The sequence below is a fragment of the Vibrio sp. Isolate33 genome (genome assembly GCF_022397895.1).
Taxonomy (GTDB): Bacteria; Pseudomonadota; Gammaproteobacteria; order Enterobacterales; family Vibrionaceae; genus Vibrio; species Vibrio pomeroyi.
The window spans coordinates 134,441-155,837 of record NZ_JAKEUP010000013.1 but is presented as its reverse complement, the minus strand read 5'-3'; the positions used below and the strand labels follow the sequence as shown (position 1 = coordinate 155,837).

20 protein-coding genes and 1 tRNA gene are annotated in these 21,397 nt (G+C 45.4%); 9 read left to right on the top strand and 12 right to left on the bottom strand.

Features of this window, described 5'->3' with window-relative positions:
* Positions 1 to 407 (top strand): transposase (locus L1D37_RS17530; RefSeq protein ID WP_239848600.1); only part of this gene is annotated, 407 nt, incomplete at its 5' end.
* A 447-nt stretch (positions 408 to 854) separates the two neighbouring features.
* Here L1D37_RS17530 and L1D37_RS17525 read toward each other — a convergent pair.
* The 6 genes from L1D37_RS17525 to rpsU all read right to left on the bottom strand — a co-directional run bounded on the left by L1D37_RS17525 (position 855) and on the right by rpsU (position 7,065).
* A complete protein-coding gene (locus L1D37_RS17525) occupies positions 855 to 2,123 on the bottom strand; it encodes an O-acetylhomoserine aminocarboxypropyltransferase/cysteine synthase (protein ID WP_239848599.1) in 1,269 nt (422 codons plus the stop codon).
* Between the two features lie 203 nt (positions 2,124 to 2,326).
* Positions 2,327 to 2,402, bottom strand: a tRNA-Ile gene (locus tag L1D37_RS17520).
* Between the two features lie 163 nt (positions 2,403 to 2,565).
* The gene (gene rpoD / locus L1D37_RS17515; protein WP_017629389.1) at positions 2,566 to 4,410 is read right to left on the bottom strand and encodes an RNA polymerase sigma factor RpoD; all 1,845 of its coding nucleotides are present in this window, start codon (positions 4,408 to 4,410) and stop codon (positions 2,566 to 2,568) included.
* Positions 4,411 to 4,509: 99 nt separating this feature from the next.
* Complete coding sequence (gene dnaG, locus L1D37_RS17510) at positions 4,510 to 6,261, bottom strand: DNA primase (RefSeq protein WP_176680876.1); 1,752 nt, start codon at positions 6,259 to 6,261, stop codon at positions 4,510 to 4,512.
* A 119-nt stretch (positions 6,262 to 6,380) separates the two neighbouring features.
* The gene (locus L1D37_RS17505) at positions 6,381 to 6,824 is read right to left on the bottom strand and encodes a GatB/YqeY domain-containing protein (RefSeq protein WP_123326438.1); all 444 of its coding nucleotides are present in this window, start codon (positions 6,822 to 6,824) and stop codon (positions 6,381 to 6,383) included.
* Positions 6,825 to 6,849: 25 nt separating this feature from the next.
* Positions 6,850 to 7,065, bottom strand: coding sequence for a 30S ribosomal protein S21 (rpsU, locus tag L1D37_RS17500; RefSeq protein ID WP_004396009.1), 216 nt, complete (start codon positions 7,063 to 7,065; stop codon positions 6,850 to 6,852).
* A gap of 258 nt (positions 7,066 to 7,323) precedes the next feature.
* Here rpsU and tsaD point away from each other — a divergent pair, with 258 nt between their 5' ends.
* Both tsaD and L1D37_RS17490 read left to right on the top strand, forming a co-directional pair.
* Positions 7,324 to 8,340: a tRNA (adenosine(37)-N6)-threonylcarbamoyltransferase complex transferase subunit TsaD gene (tsaD, locus tag L1D37_RS17495; protein WP_123284137.1), complete on the top strand. Its 1,017-nt coding sequence runs from the start codon at positions 7,324 to 7,326 to the stop codon at positions 8,338 to 8,340.
* A 106-nt stretch (positions 8,341 to 8,446) separates the two neighbouring features.
* Complete coding sequence (locus L1D37_RS17490; protein WP_239848598.1) at positions 8,447 to 9,262, top strand: alpha/beta fold hydrolase; 816 nt, start codon at positions 8,447 to 8,449, stop codon at positions 9,260 to 9,262.
* A 43-nt stretch (positions 9,263 to 9,305) separates the two neighbouring features.
* Here the strand turns inward: L1D37_RS17490 and plsY are convergent, their stop codons facing one another.
* Positions 9,306 to 9,902 carry a glycerol-3-phosphate 1-O-acyltransferase PlsY gene (gene plsY / locus L1D37_RS17485; protein ID WP_017629384.1) on the bottom strand — a complete coding sequence of 199 codons (597 nt, stop codon included), beginning with the start codon at positions 9,900 to 9,902 and terminating at the stop codon, positions 9,306 to 9,308.
* Between the two features lie 138 nt (positions 9,903 to 10,040).
* Here plsY and folB point away from each other — a divergent pair, with 138 nt between their 5' ends.
* From folB to L1D37_RS17470, 3 genes are read left to right on the top strand one after another with little or no spacing between them, the layout of a single operon-like run.
* Positions 10,041 to 10,400, top strand: a complete 360-nt coding sequence (folB, locus tag L1D37_RS17480) for a dihydroneopterin aldolase (protein WP_004735969.1) — start codon at positions 10,041 to 10,043, stop codon at positions 10,398 to 10,400.
* The gene (folK, locus tag L1D37_RS17475; protein ID WP_123287345.1) at positions 10,397 to 10,879 is read left to right on the top strand and encodes a 2-amino-4-hydroxy-6-hydroxymethyldihydropteridine diphosphokinase; all 483 of its coding nucleotides are present in this window, start codon (positions 10,397 to 10,399) and stop codon (positions 10,877 to 10,879) included. The genes folB and folK overlap by 4 nt, the downstream gene beginning before the upstream one ends.
* A 15-nt stretch (positions 10,880 to 10,894) precedes the next feature.
* Entirely contained in the window at positions 10,895 to 11,698 is an 804-nt protein-coding gene (locus L1D37_RS17470) for an undecaprenyl-diphosphate phosphatase (protein ID WP_239848597.1), read from the top strand.
* Positions 11,699 to 11,789: 91 nt separating this feature from the next.
* On the opposite strand, the gene L1D37_RS17465 is transcribed toward L1D37_RS17470, so the two are convergent.
* On the bottom strand, positions 11,790 to 13,106 hold the full coding sequence (locus L1D37_RS17465) for a multifunctional CCA addition/repair protein (protein WP_239848596.1): 1,317 nt from the start codon (positions 13,104 to 13,106) through the stop codon (positions 11,790 to 11,792).
* A 36-nt stretch (positions 13,107 to 13,142) separates the two neighbouring features.
* Here L1D37_RS17465 and L1D37_RS17460 point away from each other — a divergent pair, with 36 nt between their 5' ends.
* Both L1D37_RS17460 and L1D37_RS17455 read left to right on the top strand, forming a co-directional pair.
* Entirely contained in the window at positions 13,143 to 14,813 is a 1,671-nt protein-coding gene (locus L1D37_RS17460; RefSeq protein WP_239848595.1) for an AAA family ATPase, read from the top strand.
* Positions 14,813 to 15,790 (top strand): general secretion pathway protein GspB, encoded by a 978-nt coding sequence (locus tag L1D37_RS17455; protein WP_239848594.1) that lies wholly within the window; start codon positions 14,813 to 14,815, stop codon positions 15,788 to 15,790. Before L1D37_RS17460 ends, L1D37_RS17455 begins: the two co-directional genes overlap by 1 nt.
* A gap of 124 nt (positions 15,791 to 15,914) precedes the next feature.
* Here L1D37_RS17455 and L1D37_RS17450 read toward each other — a convergent pair whose 3' ends face one another.
* The 3 genes from L1D37_RS17450 to L1D37_RS17440 all read right to left on the bottom strand — a co-directional run bounded on the left by L1D37_RS17450 (position 15,915) and on the right by L1D37_RS17440 (position 18,803).
* The gene (locus L1D37_RS17450) at positions 15,915 to 16,526 is read right to left on the bottom strand and encodes a TIGR04211 family SH3 domain-containing protein (protein ID WP_017629377.1); all 612 of its coding nucleotides are present in this window, start codon (positions 16,524 to 16,526) and stop codon (positions 15,915 to 15,917) included.
* A gap of 205 nt (positions 16,527 to 16,731) precedes the next feature.
* The gene (locus L1D37_RS17445; RefSeq protein ID WP_017061418.1) at positions 16,732 to 17,994 is read right to left on the bottom strand and encodes an inorganic phosphate transporter; all 1,263 of its coding nucleotides are present in this window, start codon (positions 17,992 to 17,994) and stop codon (positions 16,732 to 16,734) included.
* A 128-nt stretch (positions 17,995 to 18,122) separates the two neighbouring features.
* The gene (locus L1D37_RS17440) at positions 18,123 to 18,803 is read right to left on the bottom strand and encodes a TIGR00153 family protein (protein ID WP_017629376.1); all 681 of its coding nucleotides are present in this window, start codon (positions 18,801 to 18,803) and stop codon (positions 18,123 to 18,125) included.
* 207 nt (positions 18,804 to 19,010) lie between these two features.
* On the opposite strand from L1D37_RS17440, the gene L1D37_RS17435 reads away from it, so the two are divergent.
* A complete protein-coding gene (locus tag L1D37_RS17435; protein WP_017629375.1) occupies positions 19,011 to 20,528 on the top strand; it encodes an inorganic triphosphatase in 1,518 nt (505 codons plus the stop codon).
* 51 nt (positions 20,529 to 20,579) lie between these two features.
* Here the strand turns inward: L1D37_RS17435 and L1D37_RS17430 are convergent, their stop codons facing one another.
* Positions 20,580 to 21,329: a potassium channel family protein gene (locus L1D37_RS17430; RefSeq protein ID WP_239848593.1), complete on the bottom strand. Its 750-nt coding sequence runs from the start codon at positions 21,327 to 21,329 to the stop codon at positions 20,580 to 20,582.
* Positions 21,330 to 21,397: the final 68 nt, after the last annotated feature.

Here is a 21,397-nt window from a genome sequence, read left to right as displayed (position 1 = left end):
CTATTGTTAATAATAATGAAAGTGCTCAATTATTAAAAACTATCCCTGGGATTGGCGATCTTACCTCCACATTGTGTATTGCCGATGTAAGCTCTCCGAGTAACTTTACCAATGGCCGTGAGATGGCGGCTTGGTTGGGGCTTGTGCCAAGGCAATTCTCAACGGGAGGAAAGACCAAACTACTTGGTATGAGTAAACGAGGGAATAAACACCTCAGAACTCTGTTTGTCCATGGGGCAAGAGCTGTACTCTCTAGACTAGAGACGACAGGGAAAGTGTTTGGAGAGTGGCTTGTGAGCCTACGAGCCACCAAACCATTTAATGTAGTGGTAGTCGCATTAGCCAACAAGCTAGTAAGGATAGCTTGGGCGGTGTTATATCACCGCCAAGCTTTTAAGGCTGTTTAGCTATAACCAAGTTTGCAACGCCAATGAACGTGATGACAAAAACGGTCAATCGGCCAGATTAAGAACCTGACACAAAAAATAGCAATCAATGCTTTGGGCTTTTTAAGGATAATCTGGCGCGGNAGCTTTTAAGGCTGTTTAGCTATAACCAAGTTTGCAACGCCAATGAACGTGATGACAAAAACGGTCAATCGGCCAGATTAAGAACCTGACACAAAAAATAGCAATCAATGCTTTGGGCTTTTTAAGGATAATCTGGCGCGGATATCATCKTGGAGCTGGGAAGCTAGTGCTCCCAACAAGGACTCCGAATACATTAGCGCAAACCAACTCCGTTATTACTTAATTGTAGTTGCAATAACGGGGCGGACCATACATTTTTATATCTGTTACTTTTTGAAGCTACAGGGCACTTGGCGCTTTAATCTCTTGGTGTCGCAACCTTGATTAAGCGTTAAGGGCTTGCCCTAAGTCAGCCAAGATATCTTCGATGTGCTCAATGCCTACTGATAAGCGAATCATCTCTGGTGATACACCTGCTTGTTTTTGTTCCGCTTCGCTTAATTGACGGTGTGTCGTAGAAGCAGGGTGACAAGCAAGAGACTTGGCGTCGCCAATGTTCACTAGGCGCTTGAAGATTTGTAGCGCGTCGTAGAAGCGAACACCGGCTTCATAACCATCCTTTAAACCAAAAGATAAAATAGCCGATGGCTTACCTTGCATGTACTTTTCAGCGAGCGGGTAGAATTCTGAACTAGGCAAGCCAGCGTAGCTTACCCAGCTGACTTTCTCATGTTGGCTGAGGTATTCTGCCACTTTTAATGCGTTCTCTGTGTGTCGCTCCATGCGTAGCGACAGAGTTTCCAAGCCTTGCATCAGCATGAAGGCATTCATTGGCGACAGTGCGGCGCCTGTATTGCGTAGTGGAACCGTTCTAGCACGACCGATAAACGCAGCCTCACCAAAGGCTTCAGTATAAACCACACCATGGTAAGAAGGCTCAGGCTGATTAAACACAGGGAAGCGATCTTTATGTTCTGCCCATGGAAATTTACCTGAGTCGACAATCACGCCACCTAAGGTTGTACCGTGGCCACCAACGTACTTGGTGAGTGAATGAACCACGATGTCAGCACCAAAATCGATAGGCTTACAAAGCACTGGAGTCGCGACTGTGTTATCGACGATCACAGGCACACCTTGTGCGTGAGCAAGCTCTGCGACACGTTCTAAGTCGATAATATTACCTGCTGGGTTACCAATACTTTCACAGTAAACCGCCTTGGTTTTCTCATCGATCAGCGCCGCTAAGCTTTCTGGTTTGTCGTCTTTAGCAAAGCGAACTTCAATCCCTTGGTTTGGCAGCATGTGAGCAAATAGGGTGTAAGTCCCACCATAAAGTTGAGGTGTTGAGACGATGTTGTCACCGATTTGTGCCAAGGTTTGAATCGCGTAATTAATCGCAGCACTGCCCGCACTAACCACTAAACCTGCAATACCACCTTCTAAGGCAGCCATGCGTTTTTCTAACACATCATTGGTCGGGTTCATTATGCGAGTATAGATATTACCTGGCACTGCAAGGTTAAAGAGATCGGCGCCGTGTTGTGCATCATCGAATTCATACGCGACGGTTTGATAGATAGGTGTTGCTACCGATTTGGTCGTTGGATCGGTTTCGTAGCCGAAGTGAATCGAGAGCGTTTCGTCTTTCATGTATCTTCCCTGAACAATTGAGTAATTTGTGAACATTTATATTGCCGATTTTTCCATAAAAGAAAAGTAAGCTTAGTCACAGAGAGACAATTGGAGTTGTGTGCGGGATGATTCGTAATCGTTAGGAAGTACAGGGCGTGGTTTGTGCTGTTTCAGAAAAGCAAAAAGCCAGAGCAGTGTGAACTGTTCTGGCTTTTCTAATTTGGTGGCCCCTCCCAGATTTGAACTGGGGACCGAACGATTATGAGTCGTGCGCTCTAACCACTGAGCTAAGGGGCCGTAGGGCATAGATTATAGGGGAAGCATTCAGTGGTGTCTAGACACTATAAGGGGCAATTCCGCTTACATCTTAGCCACTTAAATCACACGGATAAAAAAAAGGTGAGCCAACGCTCACCTTTTCTTATTTATGCTTAAAAGCTAACCACACTTGAGTGTGTGATTACTCGTCTAGGAAGCTACGCAGAGTTTCTGAGCGGCTTGGGTGACGAAGTTTACGCAGTGCTTTTGCTTCAATCTGACGAATACGTTCACGAGTTACATCGAACTGCTTACCAACTTCTTCAAGAGTGTGGTCAGTGTTCATGTCGATACCGAAACGCATACGCAGTACTTTAGCTTCACGAGGTGTTAGGCCAGCAAGAACGTCTTTCGTTGCACCGCGTAGGCTTGTTGCTGTTGCAGAGTCTAGAGGCAGTTCTAGCGTTGTATCCTCGATGAAATCACCTAGGTGCGAATCTTCGTCATCACCGATTGGTGTCTCCATTGAGATTGGCTCTTTAGCGATTTTCAGTACTTTACGGATCTTGTCTTCAGGCATTTGCATGCGCTCAGCCAATTCTTCCGGAAGTGGTTCACGACCCATCTCTTGTAGCATTTGACGAGAGATACGGTTTAGTTTGTTGATCGTTTCGATCATGTGAACCGGAATACGGATAGTACGGGCTTGGTCGGCAATCGAACGAGTGATTGCTTGACGGATCCACCAAGTAGCGTAAGTAGAGAACTTGTAACCACGACGGTATTCAAACTTATCAACGGCTTTCATCAGGCCGATGTTACCTTCTTGGATTAGATCCAGGAATTGTAGACCACGGTTTGTGTACTTCTTAGCAATCGAGATTACTAGACGTAAGTTCGCTTCAACCATTTCTTTCTTCGCACGACGAGCTTTCGCTTCACCGATAGACATACGACGGCTGATGTCTTTAATGCTTTGAACAGTAAGAGATGTCTCTTTCTCGATCATATCCAGTTTTTGGATTGAGCGACGAATATCGTTCTCGTTACGTTTGATCTTTTCTGCGTATGGCTTGTCAGAAGCAAGAACTTCATCCAACCATGCTTCGCTAGATTCGTTGCCAGTAAATAGAGCAATGAAAGATTTCTTCGGCATTTTGCCGTACTCAACCGTTTGACGCATGATTAGGCGTTCTTGAGTACGTACGCGATCCATAGAGTTACGCAGTTCGTTTACTAGGTAATCAAACTGTTTCGGTGTTAGACGGAACTCTTTGAATACGTCTTGCATCATTGTCGTTGCAAGCATAGCTTTCGGGCTTTCATGGCCGTACTCGTTGATCGCTAGTTGACGATTCTGGTAGCTAGTACGAAGTGCTGTGAACTTCTCAAGAGCAAGCTCAGGATCAATACCTGTATCTTCTTCTTCCTCTTCCTCGTCGTCTTCAGCGTCTTCTTTGTCTTCGTCTTCCAGATCAGTTTCAGCAAGTTCTGAACCGATGTGAGTTGCCGTTGGCGCAGCAGTGCCATCGTCATCTGGGTCAACAAAGCCATTGATTAGGTCTGTTAAGCGAATCTCTTCTGCTTGTACGCGGTCAAACTGTTCCAAGATGTATGGAATAGTGCCTGGGTACTCAGCAACAGAAAGTTGAACCGTATTGATACCATCTTCAATACGTTTCGCAATGTCGATTTCGCCTTCACGAGTCAGTAGTTCAACCGTACCCATTTCACGCATGTACATACGAACTGGGTCAGTAGTACGGCCAATCTCGCTTTCTACGCTTGAAAGCGCAGCAGCTGCAGCTTCGGCTGCATCTTCATCTATATTGGCATCGTCATCATTAAGCGCTAGATCATCAGCATCAGGTGCAGTTTCAACTACCTTGATACCCATGTCGTTAATCATTTGAATGATGTCTTCTACCTGTTCAGAATCCACGATTTCTGCAGGTAGGTGGTCGTTTACTTCGGCGTAGGTCAGATAGCCTTGTTCCTTGCCTTTAATAACAAGTAATTTAAGCTGTGACTGCGGATTTTGATCCATAGATGATATCCAACTTCAGGTCTGGTGAAGGACGTTGCATTCTCAAATGCAAACCAATTATGTTAACAAATTTATTAAATGCTGACTAATCAAACAGGGTTACGCTTTTAGATCTAGCATTAAAGCTAGTAGCTCCCTTTTTTCTTCGGCTGATAAACCGACGCTTCTTGCTTTGGCCTGCAGGTTTTCAATTTGTTTTTCAACGCACTGGGCAAGTATATTGTCCAATGAGTCTAAAAATATGTCTTCTTGATTGTCTTCGTCGAGGGGGATTTCCCAGCTCGCGAGACGAGACAGAAGAGCCTCATGTTTATTGTGTCGCCAATGCTCTAATAATTGGCCTGTGTTGATATGGGGATGCTCGTGGCATTTATCAAGTACTTCGACGAATAAACTTAGTCCAGGCAACTGTAAGCCTTTGACACTTGATAAATCCGGTACCATATCAGCATAGCTCGGATTTTGGATAAGCAAAGCGATAACTTCACGCATTGGAGTGCGCTTCAGCTCTTTATGCGGTTGAGGTGTCGGGTTCTGTGTATGAACTCGCGCACGTCGCAATTGGTTATCAAACCCAGTCCGCTCATCGAGCAGTTTTTCGAGCAGTTCTTGGAAGTAACTGTCAGGAATTTTGTTAATCAAGGCGCTAGCGTGTGCACGCAGTGCCGATTTTCCTTCCGTTGTTCCCAAGTTCAACTTGTGTATTTCAATCAGGTTATCGAACAAATAAGTAGAAAGCGGCGTCGCATTATGAACCAGCTGTTCGAAAGCGGCTTTGCCGTGTTCTCTTATATAGCTATCTGGGTCTTCACCGTCTGGCAAGAATAGAAACTTGAGTGTGTTACCTGTTTTCAGGTACTCAAGAGCATTTTCTAAAGCACGCCACGCGGCTTCTTTACCTGCTCGGTCACCATCGTAACAACAAACCACAGTGCTGGTTTGGCGGAACAACATTTGAATGTGGTCGCCAGTTGTTGAAGTGCCCAGTGATGCCACTGAATAATCGACACCGTATTGCGCCAGTGCTACGACATCCATGTAACCTTCAACCACAAGCACTTGCGGCGGTTCACGGTAGGCTTGTAACACTTCATAAAGGCCGTAAAGCTCTTTACCTTTATGGAAGATAGGCGTTTCCGGCGAGTTCAGATATTTTGGAGTGCCATCTTCTAATACACGACCACCAAAACCAATCACACGGCCGCGACGGTCACGAATCGGGAACATCACGCGTCCACGGAATCGGTCGTATCGGTTGCCTTTATCGTTCTCTATTAACATGCCGCCAGTCACGAGCATGTCTTGGGCTTCTTTCTGTTGGCCAAAGTTCTTACGAACTAAGTCCCACTCATCCGCCACATAACCAATGCCAAACTTCTGGACGATTTCGCCAGATAGGCCGCGATTCTTTAGGTATTCAATCGCTGGTTTGTTGGCTGATATTTTCAGCTGAGAGCGATAGAACTGGCTGATGCCGCCCATCAAATCATATAGGTTACGTTTTTGTTCGCTGTTGGCTCTAGGTGTTGTTGATATCTCGCCGCTGCGCTGTTCTCTAGGAACATCGAGCCCTAAGTAAGAAGCTAGTTCTTCAATGGCTTCAACAAAATCGAGACGTTCGAACTCCATAATGAAGTCGATAGCATTACCGTGTACGCCACAACCAAAGCAGTGATAAAACTGTTTTTCTTGGCTTACGCTAAAAGAAGGGGTCTTTTCGTTGTGGAATGGGCAACAAGCACCATAGTTTTTGCCTTTTTTCTTAAGTTTCACGCGTGCGTCCACAATGTCGACAATGTCGAGACGCGCTAGGAGATCATCGATGAAACTACGCGGGATGTGTCCTGCCATAAAACCTTAGAAAAATGCACTAACTGAGAGTGTGGATAATAATAGTTTGAATAGGTTACAGATACAAACAAGCCGTGCGTTCCGAAGGATTGCACGGCTTGTTGCAATTTGATTTGGGATTAAGCGAGTTTAGAACGAACTAAACCACTAACTTTACCCATATCTGCACGCCCTTGAATTTGTGGTTTCAAGATAGCCATTACTTTACCCATGTCTTGCATGCCCGCAGGTTGAGCTTCTGCAATTGCGCTATCAAGTAGTGCAATAACTTCTTCATCAGTTAGCGGTTGAGGCATGAAGCCTTCAAGTACAGCAATTTCTGCTTTTTCCACGTCAGCAAGATCTTGACGATTTGCCGATTCATATTGAGCAACAGAATCGCGACGTTGCTTAACCATTTTAACTAATACAGCAAGAATGTCGTCGTCGTTCAGAGTGATCCGTTCGTCAACTTCACGTTGCTTAATTGCTGAAAGAGCTAAGCGGATAGTGCCAAGGCGCGGTTTGTCCTTGGCTTTCATCGCTAATTTTTGCTCTTCTTTGAGTTGTTCAATAAGAGCCATAACTCAGTCCTTATGGATTAAGTTATTAGTACAGGCGAACGCGACGTGCGTTTTCGCGAGCTAGCTTCTTAGCGTGACGCTTTTGAGCTGCTGCTTTAGCGCGTTTGCGAACTGTAGTTGGCTTTTCGTAATGCTCGCGACGGCGAACTTCAGAAAGGATACCTGCTTTTTCACAAGAGCGCTTGAAACGACGTAGTGCAACGTCGAACGGTTCGTTTTCACGTACTTTAACTATTGGCATATGCCTTTCACCTCAGGGGTTATTCATTATCGCTGGCTACTCAGTACCAAATCAGAGAAGTTACCCATCGAGCTAACTCTCTATTCGCGTTTGGCCATTAACCAGCTTGATCAAAAATGGTGCGGAATTTTAATCCGATCACAGTAGCTTTGTAAAGCACTTTGTCGATTATAGTCTGTACAATATTTGTTTGAAGAGCTTAGGCAGGGTAATATTGCGCTAATTTCCCATTTTAGACGAAAGCGTGCCGAGAAAATTATGCGCATTATTGGTATTGAAACCTCTTGTGATGAAACAGGAATCGCAATTTATGATGATGAGCAGGGGCTGCTTTCTCATCAATTATATAGCCAAGTAAAATTGCACGCCGATTACGGTGGTGTGGTACCTGAGCTTGCTTCACGTGACCACGTGAAAAAGACCATTCCACTGATTAAAGCCGCTTTAGCGGAAGCTAACCTAACATCGAAAGATATTGATGGTGTGGCTTACACGGCTGGTCCAGGTTTGGTTGGCGCACTGCTTGTGGGCGCAACGATTGGTCGCAGTATTGCTTACGCTTGGGGTGTGCCTGCAGTACCTGTTCACCACATGGAAGGTCACCTTCTTGCACCAATGCTAGAAGATAATCCACCGCCGTTCCCATTTGTGGCACTGCTGGTTTCTGGCGGTCACACCATGATGGTTGAAGTGAAAGGTATTGGTGAATACAAGATCCTTGGCGAATCGATTGATGATGCGGCGGGTGAAGCCTTTGATAAAACGGCTAAGCTGATGGGCTTAGATTACCCAGGTGGCCCGTTGCTTTCTCGATTAGCAGAGAAAGGCACGCCAGGTCGCTTTAAGTTCCCTCGTCCTATGACCGATCGTCCGGGCCTAGACATGAGCTTTTCTGGTCTAAAAACATTTGCAGCGAATACGATTCGTGACAATGAAAACGATGATCAAACTCGTGCGGATATTGCTTACGCATTCCAAGAAGCGGTTTGTGGCACCTTGGTAATCAAGTGTAAGCGTGCCTTGGAACAGACGGGCATGAAACGTATAGTGATTGCTGGTGGTGTAAGTGCAAACAAACAACTGCGTGTTGAGCTTGAAGCGCTTGCTAAGAAAATTGGTGGTGAGGTTTACTACCCACGCACTGAGTTCTGTACTGATAACGGTGCAATGATCGCTTATGCGGGTATGCAACGCCTAAAAAATGGTGAGACTGCTGACCTTTCAGTTCAAGCTACACCACGTTGGCCGATTGACCAATTAGAGCCAATTGCTTAATACATCAAGATGTTTCGATAAACGGTCGCCTAGTGCGGCCGTTTTTATATCCTAGCTTACCGACTATATGTCGATAAATAATTGCTGATAGAGATTAGGGAAGAAGATGAACAAGTTCACTGTAGATAATCAATCGATGGCTTACCTAGACGAAGGTGAAGGCCCGGTTGTTGTATTGGGTCACAGCTACCTTTGGGATAGCGCAATGTGGAAGCCACAGATCGAGGCATTGAAAGCTCAGTACCGTTGTATTGTGCCTGAGCTTTGGTCTCATGGTGAATCTGAAGCGGCACCGAGTGCAATGCGTAACCTGAAAGATTACGCTCAACATGTTTTGGCACTGCTTGATCACCTAAACATCGAGAAGTTTTCAGTTGTTGGTTTATCGGTTGGTGGTATGTGGGGAGCGGAGCTTGCCGAATTAGCACCCGCGCGAATTCAGTCATTGGTATTAATGGATACCTTTGTGGGTTTAGAGCCAGAAGTTGCGCACGCTAAATACTTCAACATGTTAGACATCATCACTCAAACTAAGATGGTTCCTCAACCGATTGTAGAAGCGGTTGTGCCGTTGTTCTTTGCTAATGGCGCACAAACTAACACGCCAGGTTTGGTAGAAGGTTTTACTCAGCAGTTATCGGCATTACAGGGCGAGCAAGCAGAGCAAGTAGCTCGAATTGGTCGTATGGTGTTTGGACGTCGTGACATGATTGAAATGATAGAAAACTTTGCGCTACCTGTATTGGTTGCTGTCGGCCAAGAAGATAAGCCACGCCCAGTACTTGAATCTTACCTGATGCATGATTGTATTTCGGGTAGTGAATTAGTGGTGATCCCTGGCGCAGGACATATTAGTTCGCTAGAGCAGCCAGAGTTTGTAAATACTATGCTGAAAGAGTTTTTAGGTAAGCACCTGCTGTAGTTTATCTATCGCTCAAAATGGTCAGCTTAACTTTAAATTAAGGTTAAGCCGATTTTTTTTGCCCGAGTTTTGGTTCGCTGCCATCGAGTAGGCGGCGGATATTTTGGTGGTGACGTAACACGATCAAACAGCACAGCATGGCTACTGGCAATGTGTATTGAGGTTTGACTAACCAAGCGTAGAAAGGCGCAAGTAGTACGGTGACCAGTGCCGCTAAAGAAGAGTAACGAAACAAAAACGCGACCACTAACCACGTCGCCATGATCATTCCCGTTAGATCGAATCCTATTGGAGCGATAGCGCCAAGTGCTGTAGCGACACCTTTACCACCTTTGAAGTGGAAGAATATTGGGTACATATGGCCGAGGCAGGCTGCAATGGCAACAACGCCTAAGATGATTGGGTCGATCTTGAGGTAGTAGCCAAGCCAGACAGGAATGGTTCCTTTGAGCATGTCGCAAAGCAGTACTGATGCGGCAGCACCTTTACCGCCGACACGTAACACATTGGTTGCTCCAGGATTATTCGAACCCACCGTTCTTGGATCAGGTAGCCTCAAGACTCGGCATATCAAGACCGCACTAGAGATTGAACCTAGTAAGTAGGCAGCAATGATCATGATAAGTGCCAATGGGGTCATGTCTGTCCTTAAACGGTTATAAGCCTAACGATGGGAAAATAATGCTCAATCCAAGAGTAATTGATATCATATCTCGAATTACGCAAATAATACGTTTTTTTCCCCAATATGGGTATCCGACCTCTAAAAGGACAAGTCATGGCACTGGATAAAGTTTTCATTGAGCAGCTAGAAGTAATTACAACGATCGGTGTTTACGATTGGGAACAAGAGATCAAACAAAAACTGGTGCTTGATATTGAAATGGCTCATGACAACCGCCCAGCCGGTAAGAGTGATGATGTGGTTGACGCTTTGGATTACTCAACAGTGAGTACCGCTGTGCTTGATCATATTGCTAACGGTCGCTTCCTATTGGTTGAGCGTGTGGCAGAAGAAGTTGCTGAGTTAATCATGACTCAATTCTCTGTGCCTTGGATTAAGATCCGCCTAGCGAAGCCGGGTGCCGTTCCACAAGCAAAAGCTGTTGGCGTGATCATTGAACGAGGCCAAGCATGACAGTAGCCTATGTTGGTGTTGGCACGAACATAGACCGCGACAAGCATGCAAGGGTGGCATGGACAGAGCTTCAATCGTTAGGGATTAACCTTAAATGCTCTAAAATCTATCACTGTGAGCCTGTGGGTTTTAATAGCCACCCGTTTTATAACTTTGTGATAGAGCTCGACACATCACTTTCATTGACTGAATTTTCACAGCAACTTCGTAAAATTGAGTTTAAATGGGGTCGCTCTCAAGATGCGCACAAACTTCAAGATCGAAAACTCGATCTTGATATTGTGCTGTTTGGAGACGTGGTTTCTGAGCGCGAACCAGAATTACCACGCAGTGATATCTATAAATATCCTTTTGTAACACAACCACTTTATGATCTCTGTCCTGCGAGAGTGATCCCGCAAGACGGACGAACCGTCAGTGAAATATGGCAGAAGATGCAGCAATTAGACTCGCTCTCTGTTGTAGATATAAAACTATAATTTTTAAGGTAAGTAATGAGTTATTTTGAAGCGTTTATATTGGCGTTGGTGCAAGGCTTTACTGAGTTTCTACCTATTTCCAGTTCTGCACACTTAATCCTCCCTTCTGCTGTTTTAGGCTGGGAAGATCAAGGCTTGGCTTTTGATGTCGCGGTCCATGTTGGTACTTTGGCTGCCGTGGTTATCTATTTCCGCAAAGAAGTGGTGTCTCTGTTGAGTGCTTTCTTTGGTTCGGTATTTAAAGGCGATCGCAGCAAAGAAGCGAAGCTGGCGTGGATGATCATTCTCGCAACGATTCCTGCGTGTATCTTTGGCTTGCTAATGAAAGACATTGTTGAGCTTTACCTGCGTAGTGCATGGGTGATTGCGACAACCACTATCGTCTTTGGTCTGCTTTTATGGTGGGTGGACAAGAATTCAAGCCTACGTGATGACGAATACCAAGCGGGTTGGAAAAAAGCCTTGTTCATTGGTCTTGCTCAAGCAATGGCGATTATCCCGGGCACGTCTCGTTCAGGCGCTACGATTACTGCAGCGCTTTACCTTGGCTTTACTCGTGAAGCGGCGGCTCGATTCTCTTTCTTAATGTCTATCCCAATCATCACTTTGGCTGGTGGCTACTTAGGTCTTAAGTTGGTGACAAGCGGTGACCCAATCCATGTTGGCACTCTGCTAACGGGCGTTGCAGTGTCTTTCATCAGTGCTTACATCTGTATTCACTTCTTCTTGAAGCTTATCTCTCGCATGGGTATGACACCATTTGTCATCTACCGCCTAATTCTAGGTTGTGGTCTGTTTGCTTTCTTAATGATGCAATAACAGACGCGATAACAGTCTCGTCGTAAAGATTGAAATAAAAAGCCCGCTTAATCGCGGGCTTTTTCATGCGTGTTTACTAGTGTACAGAAGATTACTGATTAGCGAGTTCTGCTAGAGCGCTTTCAATTGCCGCAGCTCTACGCTTTTCTTGCTCTTCTCGAATTGCTTTACCTTGGAAGCCATCGGCAATGATCGCTTTTACCTCTACTTGGAGTGCCGCTTGGTAAGCTGCTTCAAAGCGAGCCTTTTGAGGATAAGGCTGATCTTCTAAACCTTTACGACCAGCGTGGTCAGCTTGGCAGCATAGAAGAATGTCGTTGAGTCTGTCTGGTTTACGCCAAACATCGAACTTGTTCAAAACCTTAAGGAAAGTCGTGGGCTTAAGTTCACCCGCGCGATGAATATTAGAGTGCTGCTCACACACTAACAGTGCGAGATCTCTGAATTCATTGGGTATTCTTACTCGTTCACAAAGCTTCTTGATGATCTTCACGCCTGTATGACAGTGCATTTTGTGGCTTGGCCATTCGGCTTTTGGTGTCACGCCTTTGCCTAAGTCATGCACTTGAGCGGCAAAGCGTACTGGTAACGATGGGCTTAATAACGCTGCTTGTTGAGCCACCATCAGCGTGTGAATACCTGTGTCGATTTCAGGGTGCCATTTCTCAGGCTGAGGGACACCAAATAGAGCGTCAATCTCTGGCAAAACAACCGCGAGTGCTCCGCACTCTTTCAACACAGAAAGGAATACTTCTGGGTGTGGTGTGCTAAGAGACTTATGCCACTCTTGCCAAACTCGCTCTGCCGTAAGATGTGCGAGTTCACCAGATTGAACGATTTCACTCATCATCAACATGGTTTCAGCTGCAATCGTAAAGTTGAGGTGGTGAAGCTTGGCAGCGAAACGAGCAACACGCAGCACACGAAGTGGATCTTCAATAAAGGCATCGGATACGTGTCTAAGAATACGATCTGAGAGATCTTGCTGGCCGTGGTAAGGATCGTGCAGGTTGCCTTCGTCATCTTGAGCTATGGCGTTGATCGTTAGATCGCGGCGCATCAGATCTTCTTCTAGGCTGACATCCGGAGCGAAGTAACATTCGAAGCCTGTGTAACCAGAGCCTGATTTTCTCTCAGTGCGAGCCAGAGCGTGCTCCTCCTTGGTTTTTGGATGCAGGAAGACTGGGAAGTCTTTACCCACCGCAGTGAAACCAAGGCTTTCCATTTGTTGAGGGGTACTGCCGACCACGACCCAATCTTTATCATAGCTATCAATATTGAGTAGCTTATCGCGCACCGCCCCACCGACTAGATAGCGCTGTAGCCCATTCTCTTTTGGTAGGCTATCGTATATTTGCAACTTATCACCTCGAAATGTTTTATCACTGCTGGACTTTACGGCAAGCAATGGTACTTTCCATTAATCGTAATTATAGGGCAGCACATGTATAAGGAATATTTTGGCTTCGTTGAGATGCCATTTTCGATTGTACCAAATTCTCGTTATTTGTTTTTGAGTCAGCGTCATCAAGAAGCGATGCAGAACCTACAAGCCGGTTTAGGCGAGGGTGGGGGCTTTGCGATGCTTACTGGTGAGGTCGGTACAGGTAAAACAACCGTCGCCAAAGCGATGTTGTCTTCACTCGATAATCAGACTCAAGCTGGCCTTATACTCAACCCTACGTTTTCCAACACCGACTTGCTTGAAGCTATCTGTGATGAGTTTGAGGTCGACTACCCTGAACAAGCATCGCTTAAGCAGTTGAGTCAGGCAATTCATCATTTCCTGCTTGATAGCCATGCAGACGGTATTCAAACCTTATTGGTCATTGATGAAGCTCAACACCTCGCTGCCGATGTGTTGGAGCAACTGCGTCTTCTAACCAATTTGGAAACCGACAGTCGTAAGCTGTTAAAAGTGCTGCTGGTTGGTCAACCGGAATTGCAGCAACATCTACAAACCACGCAGCTACGTCAGCTAGCGCAGCGCATTACTGGTCGTTATCACTTACTGCCTCTTAACACGGAAGAAACCGGCAAGTACATCGCGTTTCGTTTGGAAACCGCGGGTGGCGAACAGATGCTGTTTTCGAACCGTTCTATTAAGCTGATCGCCCAATACACTCATGGTATTCCACGGTTGATCAACTTGGTGTGTGATAAAGCGCTGCAATTGGCTTTTCATGACGGAGAGCAGTTACCGAGTAATGAAACTGTCAGCAGAGCCTGCCAACAGGTTATGGCTTTTCAGGCAGACGTATATCATGTCGAGAAACCACGTGGTGTCGGTGTCGCGCCAAAAGTGTTTCAGTATGCAGGTATTGCTACATTAAGTGTCGGTCTTGCCATTGCTACCTTTAATTTCGCGCCATCCTATATCGATTCATGGTTACCTGCAGAGACGGAAAGTGAAGCTAAAACAGAGGTGTTGGCACACGCTCAGCGCTCACTAGTAGCCGATGCTCCTAAGTTGGTTGCTGAACCTAAGCCAACCAAGTTCGCGCTGCCACAACATATCCAACAACACTTGATGCAGGGAACTAACCGTTCTCTTGCGATTAAAGATCTCTACACACTATGGGGGTATCAATCCTCTTTGCGTGATGGCTTGTGCTTAAGTGAGCCACAGAGTGTTTTTGTGTGTGAACAGCATCATTCTGATTTAGCGTCTCTGTTAGAACTCGGCGTGCCTGTGGTACTCAATCTCGAAATAGACCAAGAGCCTGTATTTGCAGTTCTTTATGGTGTGTCTGAGGATTCAGTCGAACTGCTCGTTAACGAAAAGCTACTGGCGATGCCAAAGCAATCGTTAGAACAAGTATGGCTAGGCGACTATGTCGCGATTTGGAAACAGCCGTTAAGAGAGACCCTTAAAGAGGGCTATCAAGGTGAGGCGATTGCTATGCTGGATTTACTGCTTTCAGAAGTCTTGGGTGAAGTGGTGTCTGGCAGTGATGTGTTTGATAATGAGTTAAAAATGAAGGTGGAAGCCTTTCAGATTTGGCAAGGGATGTCTGTCGATGGCATCGCTGGTAAGCGCACGCTAGCAAGATTACAAAGATTAGCTCAGCTTGATTCCCCGAAGTTGATGTCACTGGAAGGAGGGGCAAGTTAATGTCACGCATTATGCATGAGCTTAAACACTCTTCTGGAAAACTGTCGTCTCTGAATCAGCGCTCTCTTAGCAAACCAAGCTTCAAAGGCTACCAGAATCATCATGTGCCTAGCCCTGCTAAAGGGATGAACAACAAACGAGGTTCATCGTTAGCGATGGGGCTGCTCCTAATTTTGGTTCCTTCTTTGCTGGTGGGCGGCGTTCTTGTCTATCAATCTTATAACCAGCAACAGACACACATAGCAAATCAACCAGTTAATGCCGTGATGGCAGAGTCAAAGCTTAAGGCAGAGCCAGAGCTTGAACCGCAAACCGTTGAAGCCGGAACAAAGAGTGAAGCAACAGCAGGCGAGCCTGCACATGATGATGCCTTGTTTGCTGTTCGTGTTGCTCCGACAAGCAAGACGTTAAAAGCCTTACCGCGCCAAGAGGTGTATGCGCAGGTTGAGCTAGAAAGTAACAATGCCGCTGGTGGAACAACAGTAGCGATGGCCAATACCGATAACACACAGCAAACAACAGCGAGTGCAGAACCAGTACCAACCCAACCAACGGTTCAATCCAATGCGAATGATAATACTGACCTACAAGCGGACAGTGATTTGCTGCAAGGGCTGGATCTGACCGAGCTACCACCTGATTTGGCATTAAAGCTCGAATCCATCATGGGTGAGCAACAAAATAATGCACCTGAACCAATGGATTCTAGACCTGCCGGACAAATGGGGTCACAGGTCATCGAGTTAGAAACGCATACTAATAGCCTGTCTGGAGTGCTACCTAAGTTAGATCTACAGACTCACATGTACTCAAGCAGTGAAACCAAGCGTTGGGTAAAAGTGAATGGTCACGAAGTGACGCAAGGGGACTGGATCGACCAAGACATTCAGTTACTCGAGATTAAACCGCAATCGGTGATTATTGAGTTCAATCAGCAGAAGATAGAAATCCCTGCACTGTATGAATGGAAAGGTTAATGACGTTACTGTTGGCATGGTAGCTGAGTAGAAATTCAAGACAAATAAAAAGGAGCACCTCGGTGCTCCTTTTTGATATTCGCTACTGGATTTACCTTATTGAAAGGCAAGTAAAGCGGTTAGCTTACGCCCAGCCGTTTGGTGACTTTCTGCGACGAGGCATGATGTGTGGTAGAACAAGGCCTAGAAGTAGACCAATACCTGCAACACCACCACCGTACATGAAGTACTTCAGTAGTAGGTCATCTTTCTGCGTGTCTAGCTTAGCGCGCAGTTCACGGTTTTCTGTTTGAGAGCTTGTTAGCTGTTGGCTAATTTCGCTGTAGTTCTGTTCAAGCTCAGCAATTTGCTTGTTACGAGAATCTAAAGAGCTCGCTAGGCCAGCTTTTTCACTGTCAGCACTTTGACGAGCGTTTGCTAGCTTGCCTTTTACTTCAGTCAGCTCTTTCTCTAGTTTAGGCATGCGCAGTGCCATGCTTTCTTGAGTGCTTACAAACTTACTTTCAACCCAACCTTTACGGCCGCGGTTGTCTTGAATCTGGGTGTACCCCGTACTCTTATTAGTTTGTAGGTATGTAATCTTCTCACCAGCGTCAACACTACCGATGATACGGAAGGTATTGTTTGGGCCAGAATGCATATAAGTAAATAGTTTGTCAGCAATATAACGGTCTTGTGCAAAGGCAGCTGGAGCCGCAAGCATTGCGAACAAAACTAAGCTAATCAGTTTTTTCACAGTAAATCCCTTAACGATTCAAATTGGGTAGGCGGATGAGTCAGCCTCAATTAGCAAATAATATTTAGTTTCTTTATGCGGTGCAACAAAGAAGGGAGGCAAAGCCTCCCTTTCTGTGCGTTTGAGTCAATAATGACATGGCATTTACATATCGTTACTGAAGCTCACACTATTCTGACGCTAGTTATCACTAACGCAGTCGCGATTACATAGTAAACGCAGCTTGAATTCCGTAGAAGAACACAACAGCAAGTAGAGCACCTGCAGGTAGTGTCACAATCCAAGAAGCTACGATATTACGTACAACGCCTAAGTTCAGTGCTGCGATACCACGAGCAAAACCAACACCCAATACAGCACCAACAAGTGTTTGTGTAGTAGAGATTGGAAGGCCAGTACCTGAAGCAAGTACAACCGTACATGCAGTTGCAAGTTGTGCAGCAAAGCCACGGCTTGGTGTTAATTCTGTAATACCAGTACCAACGGTTGCCATTACTTTATGACCCATTGTTGCAAGACCAACAACGATACCGAAGCCACCTAGAGGAAGAATCCACCATGCGATAGTACTCTTACCTGTGATTTCACCCATGTGCTCAACCGTTGATACAACAGCAGACAGTGGACCAATCGCGTTTGCAACGTCGTTTGAACCGTGTGCGAAAGCCATCGCACAAGCTGTGATAACCATTAGTACAGAGAAGATACCTTCAACGCCAGCAAAGCCGTGGTCTTCTTCGCGGTTAGCGAATTTCTTCTGGATGTATAGGTAACCGCCGATCATAACAAGAGCAGAAACGCCAGCAGCCCAAACCCATGCTTCAGTGTTGCTTAGGTGAAGACCTACGTGCTTAAGACCTTTCTTGATAGTTACAAGTGCAATTACCATTGTAGTAATGAACATGTATACCGGAACAAAGCGCTTCGCATTGAATAGCGGGTTTTCCGTATCAAAGATCAGTCGCTGCGCACTCACAAATATCACGTAAGCAAAGAAGCCGGAAATAACAGGTGTGATAATCCAACTGCCCACAATGCCTTGAACACTGTTCCAGTCAACCGCTTCTGTACCTACAGAGATACAAGCAAAACCGATGATTGCACCGATGATTGAGTGAGTAGTAGAAACAGGCCAGCCCATGTATGAAGCTAGAAGTAGCCATGTACCTGCAGCTAGAAGTGCAGACATCATACCGTACACAAGTACGTCTGGTTGATGAGCGAATAGAGATGTTTCGATTACACCTTTACGGATCGTATCGGTAACTTCGCCACCGGCAAGATATGCGCCAGCGAATTCAAAGATCATTGCGATAATGATCGCTTGTTTAACGGTTAGAGCTTTAGAGCCTACTGAGGTGCCCATTGCGTTCGCAACGTCATTTGCACCAATACCAATAGCCATCAAGAAACCGAAAGCTGCTGCAACAATAATCAGGACAGTGCCGTAGTTAGCAAGGATATCCATCGTAATACCTAGTTGTTTGATAACAAGCGGAGCAAATTTAGACGCAAAAAACCGCTCAGCGAGAGAAATACTCAGCGCATAAGTGGTTTGTTCAAAAAGTGCTCTTCGTTATATGGTTAACGTATGATTTAAGATCGAGAAAGCATTACTTCAAGACGAGCGCCTACACGCTGTGCTTGATCTGCAATACCACCAACCCATTCAAGAATTTTGTATAAGAACATGATATCAACTGGATTTAGACCGTCTTCGATCGCCATCAATTGTTGGCGTAATTCGATCTGCATCGCATCCGTGTCATCTTCAATTACATCTAATTGATGAATCATTTCAGCAACGAGTGTTACTTCGCGGCCTTTAAAGCCAGTTTCAAGTAATTCGTCTAGTTCATTGATTACGTTTTGTGCTTGGTTCGCTGCATCTAGACAACGTTTAACGTAAGCGATGAAATTTTCTTGTAGAGGAGCAGGAATGACAAGTTGACGACCATATACACGGCCAGCAATGTCTTTCGCTAGGTTTGCTAGTTTGTCTTGCTGCGTTAATAGCTCCAACATATCGGTGCGATCAACTGGCATAAACAAACCACGAGGAAGTTTAAGGCGAATTTCACGTTTTAGTACGTCAGCTTCTTTCTCAAGGTGAGAAATTTGAGCTCGAATTTCAGCTGCTTTTTCCCAGTCACCCTTTGAAGAAACTTCAAAGAAATTAACCAGGTGAGAACAACATTCGTTCACGCATACTACGTGACGCTGCAAAGGTTTAATTGGGGACTTTGCAAATAACCCCATAATTGTATTTACTGGCATGGTCATCCAACCTAATAAATAATAACCTTAAAACAACATACACCATATTCATGGTGAAATGTTAAGCGATGGCTACAAAGTCGCGCATGTTAACCTAATCAATCTCTCATTAAAACTGTTTTAGATCATCATAAGGGCGATATTTCTGACTTGCCGAGTTTTTAAATTGGCAATATCCTGTCCCTATCTTCACAGAAAGGTATAACTATGGAAACCGAGATAGAACTGAAGTTTTTTGTTTCTCCTGATTTTTCAGAGACTTTACGCAATAAAATTGCTGAAACTAAAGTACTTCAGCACAGTTGTCGCGAGCTAGGTAACATCTACTTTGACACCCCTGACAACTGGCTACGTAAGCACGATACTGGCTTGCGCATTCGACGCTTTGATGACGTATTTGTACAAACCGTAAAGACCGCTGGACGTGTCGTTGCTGGCTTGCATCAAAGGCCGGAATACAACGCGGAACATGACAGCAATGAGCCTAAGCTCGCCCTGCACCCAGAAGATATTTGGCCAGCAGGTAAAGACATCGAAACGTTGCAAGCTGAGCTTACACCTCTGTTCTCTACTAACTTCACTCGTGAGCAGTGGTTGATTGGTATGCCAGATGGTAGCCAAGTTGAAGTGGCTTTTGATCAAGGCTTTGTTGAATCAGGTGACCAGCAAGAGCCAATTTGCGAAGTCGAACTGGAGCTTAAATCCGGTCAAACCGATGCTCTGTTTACACTGTCTCGTCAATTCTGCGAGCAAGGTGGCATGCGCCTAGGTAATCTTAGCAAAGCAGCTAAGGGTTATCGTCTTGCTCAAGGTTATCAAGGAGATGAAGTTACTCCTTTGACCTTAGTTGATACTGACAAAAGTGACACCGTTGAATCGTGTTTCATTCAATCTTTAGAGCATGCTCTCGCTCATTGGCATTATCACGAGCAGATCTTCACTGAGCGTCAATCGATTGAAGCGTTGCATGAGATCAGTCACTCACTGAGTTTTATTCGCCAAACCTTCACCATCTATGGCGGCATTGTTCCAAGACGAGCAAGTGCGATTTTACGTCAAGAGTTAAAGTGGCTTGAGCAAGAGCTTGAGTGGCTAAAAAGCTATGACCACTTCGAAGATTTGCTCGAAGATAAAGGCCATGTGCTGCGTAAACTTGATGCGCGTAAGTTCTTGGTGGCTGAGCTGAAAGAGATGCAAGAGCAACTACCAGACCGTGAAGACCTGCTTACTTTGCTGAGTTCGGCTCGTTACACTGGTTTATTGCTAGACCTGAGCCGTTGGATTCTGTCTCGTGGTTGGCAGCCTTTCTTAGACGAAAAAGCGCGTGAGCAAATGGCTCGTGGTATCGAATGGTTTTCGGTGAAGCAGCTTGATCGCACATGGGCGGACTTGATGGAAGCTTTCCCACCTGAACGCGTGATGACCAGCCAAGCCTATATTGATCAGCAATACCGTTTGATGCGCAATCTATACTCTGGTGTGGGTTTCGCGAGCTTGTACGATGACGAAGAGCGTAATAGCTTCCGTCTGCCATGGGCTGACATGGTGCAAGGTATTGATGACTTGCTGGCACTTAAAACATTAGAGCCGTTAACTGAGAAGTTAGAAGGCGATGAGAAGGTTCAGCTAGAGCGCTGGTTGGCTCGTCAAGAGGTCTCTATCCTGCATGCGATGGAACAGACACGTCAAATCAGTGTAGAGGTTGAGCCATACTGGCAAGACTAACCTCAACACCATTATTAATATAAGTATGAATTTGAAAATAGGGCTTCGGCTCTATTTTTTTGTTTGTTTTTCCAGAGCATCTAGCCGGGCAAGTATCAGTTGTTGCTGTTCTAAAATCTTATCTAACTTGCGCTCTTTGTTTTCTCGTTGCTGATTTTGAAGATCAGTCGGAGAGGTAATCAGAGAGGTAATCAAACCTGAGATCATACCGAATACACCCACCCCACAGATGATCACCATCGAAGCCACTAACTGACCGGAAGTTGTCACTGGGTAATGGTCGCCATAGCCTACAGTACTAATGGTCACAAACGCCCACCATAAAGCATCATGACCCGTAGTTATGTTGGCGTTCGGATCTTTGTGCTCCAACAGTAAGATCGTGCCAGCGCCGATAGTCAGTAAGATCACCAACAGCAGAATGATCGAGGCGAAGGTGGTTTCTTTACGGTTGCGAAATAGCTCTCTGAACACTCGTTTACTTGAGCGCAGAACGAGAATGACACGCAGGATCTGAAAAATGCGAGCGAAACGAAGCGGTTCGACCATAGGGATGCTTGCTAAGAAATCGATCCAGTGTACTTTTAGGTATTCTTTCTTGTTTTGTGATCTGAATAGATCAATCGTGAGCTGAAAAAGAAAAACACTACAGATTATAAAATCGAGGCCGATAAGGACTTGTTTCGATTCTTTATCAATCGGCGCAAACAACAAGCCAGAGATCACAAATAACGCTAAGAAAGAGAGAATCAGTGATAATAAGCTCATCGGCTTGGTTGTGTCTTTGATACTATTTAACATTCATACGAGGCTCAAAATAAATCGCGAACTGTGACTCCAATAGCCATCTCGCGGATATAGAAGCCATC